Raw genomic sequence first — 7,577 nt, forward strand, 5'->3', positions numbered from 1 at the left:
CCAATCTAAAATCCTAGATCGCTGGGTCGGTCACACCAGACTGGCCCTGTAATCTTCTTCTAAGGCTTACTCTGCCTAACTTCCTGCATGATGTAGTTTCTGTAATTATCGTGACGGCGTCGTCGGTCCGGTCTCTATCCGGTCTTTAGCTGTGATTTTGGCTAGATACCGAGCTGGACACGAACCCTAAGGTAAATTTCCTATTTAGGTTTTCCGTCCAGTTTGCCGACGGCGGCGGCAGTAGATGTATTTTCCCTGTAGTCCTGACAGTTGCGACGGTCATGACAGCGCCGACGGTTCTGACAGCCGTGACAGTCCCGACAGTAACCAGCTAGATTCGCATCCTATTCGACTAACCCAACTCTTAGCCCTAACTCATACCAGATTCGCGCTGTAATCCAGTGTGCCGTTAATTTTTCCGGTTCCAGTATGAATACCAGCCCCGTGATTAGCTGCTGTTTCTGGTGCTGTGGTTGGTTGCTGCTGATTACTGGCCGAAATGACATTAGAGAAAGACAGACCGATTACCACTGAGGGTAATCGGTCATCATGATTCAACATTCATCTTGTCCTAATCTTCGGTGCTGAGTCTCCTGCGTAATCTCAGCTAGAACCCCATTTAGGTATCTAAATTATATTTATATTAATAACTGGACCTAATGGAACGGAATGTTGGTTATATTTTTGTTGGTTCCAGCGCGAAGTTTTTCTGGGGTTCGGTTCTGGTGTTGAGTGGTATGTATCTGCTCTGATTCGTGCTGTACAGACGAGAGAAGGTTCTGATGGTGGATATCACTCTGATAGGGGAAGTGTGACTCTGTGGTGACTGCGTGGAGTCTTTCGGCTGACCTAATGGACCAGAGCTTACCGGAAGTAATCGCAGACCGGATATAGACCGGACCAGAAAAGATAAAGGCGCATGAATTTCTTCATACGCCTTATCGAGATTTGGTGGCCCCTCCCAGACTTGAACTGGGGACCAATCGATTATGAGTCGTGATAATATTTGTTTTATCAAATTCCATGCTATCTCAAATTGTATTTAAATTATTGATAATTAGTGGATTGTTTAGCTTGCCTTATCTTGTGATATCTCACAAACTGTCATTAAGAGACCTCCTAACTACACCCACAACTACACCCAATTTAACTCTGGGTGTAGTTGCGCAACAAAGGAACTGTTATGGCAATTACGCAAAAAGAAATTGTGGGTTTAAAGCCTAAAAGTAATGCGTATTACGTTTGGGATGATGACCGAACTAAAGGCGCTGGACGTCTTGGAGTGAAAGTGTTTGCTAGTGGAAATAAAGGGTTTGTCTTTCGCTACTACCGCGAGGGTAAACGTCTCTTTATTCAGTTAGGGCGATTTCCGGCGCTCAGTCTTGTTGATGCGCGGAAGGAGGCGCATAAACTGGGCTTAATGTTAAAGCAGGGACTCGATCCTAAATTTGAATTAGCCAACGCAGAGAAAAAGCGTGAAGTAGCTCGAAGAGAGGAGGAGAGCAAGGGAAGCTTAGAGTTGCTGTTTCAAAGTTATGTAAACCAAATGAAAAAAGAGGGGAAGCGGACTTATCAAAACGTTTATCGGTCACTGGAGAAAGAGGTTTATCCATTTATCTCCAAAGAAACAAAGGCTTGTGATGTGACGACGTCTAATATCGTTACGATATTAGCTCACATGATACAACGTGGTGCCGCTACACAAAGCAATCGAGTCAGAAGCTACCTTCATGCCGCATTTAATTATGGCCTTTCACATGACAATGATCCTGCGAATTACTTGAGAGACGCTAAGTTTGGTCTCGTCTTTAATCCAGTATCTTCTATACCAAAACAAAAAGATGCAGAACGAGTAGGGGAGCGCTATCTAACGTTCACGGAATTACATCAGTTTATGCATGATATTGAGTTTGATATAGAAGGAGTTCGATCCTCAGAAATGATGCGATGCCTTATTCTTCTTTGTATTCATACTGGTGGACAAAGACCTTATGAGATTGCAGCATCAAAATGGACGGCAATCAATTGGGATGAACGAACGTTACTTGTCACTCCGGACCTTTCGAAAAACAAGCGTAGCCACTTGGTCCCTTTAACTGAATCAGCGATGTCTATCTTAGAAAGGCTCAGAGAAAGCAACTCAGCTAGTCCATTTATTTTCCCGCATCATAAAGATGACAATGACCACGTTCGCTTAGATTCATTGAGCCAAGTCATTGCTCGTTATAGAGATGATCACCCGCAATTTGAGTATTTTATCCCTAGGGATTTACGTCGAACCTGTAAAACATTGATGGGAGAGATTGGGGTAAGTAAGGCATTGAGAGACAGGCTACAAAACCATGCTCTAAACGACGTTAGCTCAAAACATTACGATAGATACGAATATTTGGCTGAGAAGCGTTATGCTTTGGAGTTATGGGAAAGCAAGTTATCTAGAGCAGAGGAAACAGATTCAAACGTGGTTAGTCTTTGGTGAAGTGGGATTGATGTTCGCACTGCGAACGCTGCATTATTTTGTTTCTTTTTATTGATGTATCGTAGAGTTGTAAATAACGTCTTACGATTTCATGCTCAATTGATTCTCACTCGATTATGTCCAGAACTTTCACAGTTGGCACTCCGTAACTCAGAAGTGCCCCAAAACTTGCTAGTACAAACTCATGGATGACTGAGAATTTGTAATGATAGTAACTTTCTCTTTGCTAAATTCAAGACCTAACGCCGTGGCATATTTCTCAACCAGTTTTGTTTGGCATCTCTGTATGTTTAGATATCTTGCCAGCGCTCCGCAGTGGCCGTAATTGCTCCGATTACCAGAAATATAACATCAATTAATTGTGCTTTGAGGTTATGTCCGTGGGATCATGGGGAGTTTACAATTTTGTGGAAAAAAAGAATAATTAGAGGTTGTTATATTTTTGGGGTGGCGGTGTTTTATTTGTGCATGATTATAGTGTTGTAGTTAACAGGTGCGATTGTTCACATTTCATGTTTACCAACGGCTGGACTTAGTTTAGATAAGAGAAGTTTTTACAAGCTACTTATTTGGATTGCAGTAGATAGATACCCCCCTATTTTTATTAATATTTTATTTTGGCTACTTATTAAGGATTTTAAATGGAGTTGTTAGTTAAGAATTCATCTGCTGCTTCCGGTGGAAGTAAAGGTGAGTATTCTATTCTAAGTGGTGAGGTTATTGATTCAAACGTCTCTACCGAGACGCACATAAATACACGCCATGCGGTTTCTAGTAAAGGCCCTGAGATTGCCGAGGTAAGTTCAAGTACAACAACAAAAACTAGGTTTTGGGTTAGGTTTGATAGTGGTCGAGAGCTAAAGTATACAATTAATTCTGAAATCGACCTTTTGAAAGGGCAACGTGTTAGCTTGCTGTTTGTTGATGGAAAGTCTGGTCTTTCACGACTAGTTGGAATTGTTAATCACAACTCCATGCAGTATACAAATTTAGCTGACAGGAAGAAGTATGTTGAATGCTTGCGTCCAAACCGAGGGAAAACAGTCAATCGTGTTTTGTTACTTCTTACTGCTGCTTTAACTAAGTATTCTGTCTATGACTATATGGCTGAGAACAATGCTGATATGTTTTGGACTATTGTCTCTTGTTTTTTTGCTGGCTCACTTATTTACTTTGGTTTGTTTTGGGTGATAGCTATATCCCTTCTTGTTGCAGATACTCCTTATCGAACTTTTAAGAAAGAGGTTAATAAGAATTTAGTTGGAGTTCTTCAAGGTGGATAGAAAAAAAAAGCAACTAGTTTAGTATCGATATAGAAAAGCTGCTCAGTTAGAGCAGCTTTTCTATATCGGTTTAGAGTAAACGCGGCATTGTAGAGACCGCTAAATCCTCTACGACTATATGGTCAAGTGTATGCAGGAGTTAACGAAAGCTCAGCCAGATATCAATGCGCTCCTACCTTGGAACTCAAACACTGACAATATCAACCCGTAGGATCATGGGGCGTTTACGAAAATATCGAGTGCTCTAAGGATCGTAACTCGAACATGTCCAGATGTGTGCTGATGGGGCATATAACACAAAATGCCCCTTTCCGTTTTACCGAAGATTGTCGTCTCAGGTGCGCTAAGACAGAAATGCCTTAGATTTTCTAATCTAGCTGTATCTACAAGTCGTGGGCCGTAAGATACATCTAGACGAATTAATTTAGAAATGTTTCATTAAGAAGTCCTTTTACGTTCGTAGCAAAAGTCAATGATGTCGGTGAAGCTAACTTTTTCTTGTGATAGTTGCCCTTTCAATTTGTCCAGTTCAGCGATATTAGGCAAAGCATTAGTAGGGGAGATCACAACCTCAAACTCAGGGTTGTACTGCTGTCCAACTCTTGTAAGCTCCTTTCCTAATTGGAAAAGTATGTTGTCGCGTAGTATCAATTGGTTTCTTTTAAAACGGAGTAAACGATAGCAATCGAAAAAATCTGAACGCTTTGATGAATCTTGTTTTCTGCCAGTCCAGCCAGTATCTCTCGTTGCTCGATACAGTGCTTTATCTTGCGTATCTACCCAATAGTTAAAGTCAAAATCGCTTCTTGGTATGGGGTTCTTATATGTGGCTTCGGGAAAAAATGCAGTGTTGTCATATTGGTGCTTATCTAGAGCGATCAATATCCTATTTTGTGCTAACAAAAGTTGCTTAGTGGCACTGGAAATATCAATTCGAATAAGTTTACTTGTATCTAAGATTCGTAGCTCTGCTGGTAGTAACTCTCCATTGCTATTCCAATGCTCTTTTCGTCGTTTTGGCAAAAGCTGGATGGATATATTCAAGAACTGGAACAGATTAACCGAACTTAAAGGCACTATATGTAGTTCTTCTTTTTCTGCGTCTTCATGAAGAAAATAGCATGCACTTTTCAAACGCACTAATTTTTGAGCAATTTCCTCCACCCACTCACGCACAGTATCGTCTAAACAATGATGCCTACGTCTCCCTTTGACATTTCCAAGCAATTTATCAGCTAGCACGTCATCATTAGACTTTATACTAAAAAGAGCTTCATTTCTTCGACGAAACGATTTGAAAATTTGAGAAAAATCTTGATTAAACATTCCTTGGTAGAAGCCCTCTCGTTCTCTCAAAGGACTAATGAAAAACCTTTCTAAGAGCCCCATATTTTCTGTATCGAAATGAAAATGATGTTCCGGTTTCCCTTTAACAAGCTTCATAGGTAATCCTCTTCACTGTCTTCAGTATCTTCTAAAGAATGTTTAAGTGAGGAAATATCATGACCTATTTCGAAATCAACAGAGCCAAGTTGCGGAAGGATATGTAGAGCAATAAATAGATGAGAAGCATCCGAAAATGAGTTGCTAAGAAACGCTCTAATTATTTTGTTTTTATGGGTTTTTCCTCTATTCATACCCATTTGGTCTCCATATCCATCTTGCCTTGTACGATCTTCAAAAGCTGATTTCCAGTTGAAACGAATCCTATCTCTTGGGGATACACTAGAGCTAAACGAACGAGGATTTGAAAGCCGTACCATCCTCTCCAAATATTGTTTCTTGGTTGGAAACCTATCAATCCATTTATTGAACTCGCCAAGTGCCATTTCGGATAGTCTCGAATTCTCGAAGTAAGCTCCATATAAAATAGCAAATCCTACAACTGACATTATATCGTTTAATACAGTTGAAATGAGATGTAATCGAAACTCATCATTTATATCGAGTTTAGGATCTAAGAATTTAGAGTCGGAAGCCATAAAAGCTAGTAGCATGAACATTGGAATAGATTTACTTAACTTAGTCTCATCATTCTGCTCAAGCGCATCAATACAAGCTTCGGCGAGTTCGAAGTATATGTGCCCAAAATGATCTGGTAGTTCATCATTTTGTTCTTGCCTAAAAACATGCCCAATAATACTAGCTTCACCTAGCATCTCTATTGCTTCATCTCGTGCTGTGGCGTGTTGTTTTCTAAAAGCATCAATATCTATTTCTGGAAATAAATACTGCTTTTCGGAGTAATGTTCAAACTCTTTGTATCTATTAATTAGATGAGATATATCTTCGAACCATTTAGGTAACTTCCAATAATTGTGAAGATTTGCCAAAATCACTTGAGTCGCAGCTTCTTTCATCTGCATTTCTGATAGCTTCTTTACAAAGTTCGGGATCGTAAATGCATAATAGTCGCTGATTTCCTGAAGCACCTTTGCGTAATGATTTAAAACCTTTTGAACTGCCAGTTGTTGGACATACTTAGGTTTTGATAGTCGCTGACCTTCAATCCTTCGTTCAAAGTTGATGCGTTCCACGACAACGTTTAACTCTACTTGCAGGAAAGAAGGTAGATATTTTAGATGCTTACCTGTCCATATATCAGTATCAAAGAAGTGCTTTAGCTCTTCCTCGAATATAAACATACGCCTCATTGTTTCAAGGCAAAGAGTGCTTCCTAATGCAGTCCATGTGTCAGCTATCCCAATCAATAGAACTAGTTCCTCTGGTTCTTTCTCAACTTTTTCTATGGAAGCAAAAGCAGTTTCTATAACTGACTGTATTTTTTGAATTTCTTGCATTCCTATTGAGAACTGAAATTGTTCTGAATAAGTTGATATTCGAGATGACAGTTGACTTAGGAGGTTTAGTCCTAACATAAAATCATCGGTCGCAAATGCTAGCTCTACATGCTTAGCTAATCTATCAATAATCTCATTCTCTAACCATTGATAGTCTGTTTCATCTTCTGTTGCTAATTGGCTACTTGTTTGTAAAGCAGTATGGGTGGCGCTATCTCCGGCATAGAACCATTGCTTATGTTTTTTTCGCCTTGGGAACCAATAGCTTGTATGAGCGATACGATGTTTGTTATGTAGGTAGTGTTGTAATAATGCTGAATAATTATGACTAAGTTGAGGCAAGTTATCATTCAGCTTTTTGGTTTCGCTTTTCATCTCGTCGTCGATATAGCATAACTGTTTAAAGGCTAAGCGAGCTTCTTTTGAATGATGGTTGGATAGAGAAACTGAATTGTTAGACTTAGCTGCATTCTCTATATGGTGAGCTATTCTAGGTAGTACTTCACTAGTAGCCAATTGATTGAGATTGAAGAAGTTGAACAGCCGTTGACCTAAAGGGAACAACGCAAGTGAGCTTATAGCTGTTAAAAATGTTCCTACGGCATAAACTGACACTCCCAGCGCAATACCATAGGATTCTAGTGTGGTGGCGATGAGACAAAAGATGGCCGAGAAAACTAAAACGCGTGAATATACATTACCAACCTGTTCAGTCGTGAGAAGCTGAATAATATCACGCCGAAGTTTAGTGTAGCCCGTACTTAATATAATACCTATTGATGCGAAGTATATTGAAAATATGGTGGTAAGCAGTTGTGCATACAACCTGAGCTGGTTGATATTAAATTCTATTTGCTCTTTACTAAGAGGCTCCAAAATATTTGTGTTTGCTCTAATATAACTCTCTAACAAGCCTAGAATAGTCAAAGCGAGAATCACTCCGCTAAGGCTCTTTAAACCCTTGGATTCAAGTACGAAGTGCGACACCTCTGAACATAAAAACAGTGAAATGCG

5 protein-coding genes are annotated in these 7,577 nt (G+C 39.8%); 2 read left to right on the forward strand and 3 right to left on the reverse strand.

Annotated features, from left to right (window positions below):
* Positions 1–375 precede the first annotated feature (375 nt).
* Complete coding sequence (locus tag OU793_RS23010; RefSeq protein ID WP_159404179.1) at positions 376–561, reverse strand: hypothetical protein; 186 nt, start codon at positions 559–561, stop codon at positions 376–378.
* Positions 562–1,183: 622 nt separating this feature from the next.
* Here OU793_RS23010 and OU793_RS23015 point away from each other — a divergent pair.
* Positions 1,184–2,479, forward strand: coding sequence for a site-specific integrase (locus OU793_RS23015; RefSeq protein ID WP_017633489.1), 1,296 nt, complete (start codon positions 1,184–1,186; stop codon positions 2,477–2,479).
* 641 nt (positions 2,480–3,120) lie between these two features.
* Positions 3,121–3,762, forward strand: a complete 642-nt coding sequence (locus OU793_RS23020; RefSeq protein WP_029839168.1) for a hypothetical protein — start codon at positions 3,121–3,123, stop codon at positions 3,760–3,762.
* A 438-nt stretch (positions 3,763–4,200) separates the two neighbouring features.
* Here the strand turns inward: OU793_RS23020 and OU793_RS23025 are convergent, their stop codons facing one another.
* Both OU793_RS23025 and OU793_RS23030 read right to left on the reverse strand, forming a co-directional pair.
* A complete protein-coding gene (locus OU793_RS23025) occupies positions 4,201–5,205 on the reverse strand; it encodes a hypothetical protein (protein WP_029839166.1) in 1,005 nt (334 codons plus the stop codon).
* On the reverse strand, positions 5,202–7,577 hold a 2,376-nt coding region (locus OU793_RS23030; RefSeq protein ID WP_274647850.1), incomplete at its 5' end, for a hypothetical protein. The genes OU793_RS23025 and OU793_RS23030, both read right to left, overlap by 4 nt.

Origin of the sequence: Vibrio sp. VP6 (assembly GCF_028823755.1) — a bacterium.
Classification (GTDB): domain Bacteria; phylum Pseudomonadota; class Gammaproteobacteria; order Enterobacterales; family Vibrionaceae; genus Vibrio; species Vibrio parahaemolyticus.

Excerpts from the sequence above, each read along its gene's own strand:
- OU793_RS23010 (WP_159404179.1), bottom strand. The coding sequence starts at position 561 with ATGTTGAATCATGATGACCGATTACCCTCAGTGGTAATCGGTCTGTCT.
- OU793_RS23015 (WP_017633489.1), top strand. The coding sequence starts at position 1,184 with ATGGCAATTACGCAAAAAGAAATTGTGGGTTTAAAGCCTAAAAGTAAT.
- OU793_RS23020 (WP_029839168.1), top strand. The coding sequence starts at position 3,121 with ATGGAGTTGTTAGTTAAGAATTCATCTGCTGCTTCCGGTGGAAGTAAA.
- OU793_RS23025 (WP_029839166.1), bottom strand. The coding sequence starts at position 5,205 with ATGAAGCTTGTTAAAGGGAAACCGGAACATCATTTTCATTTCGATACA.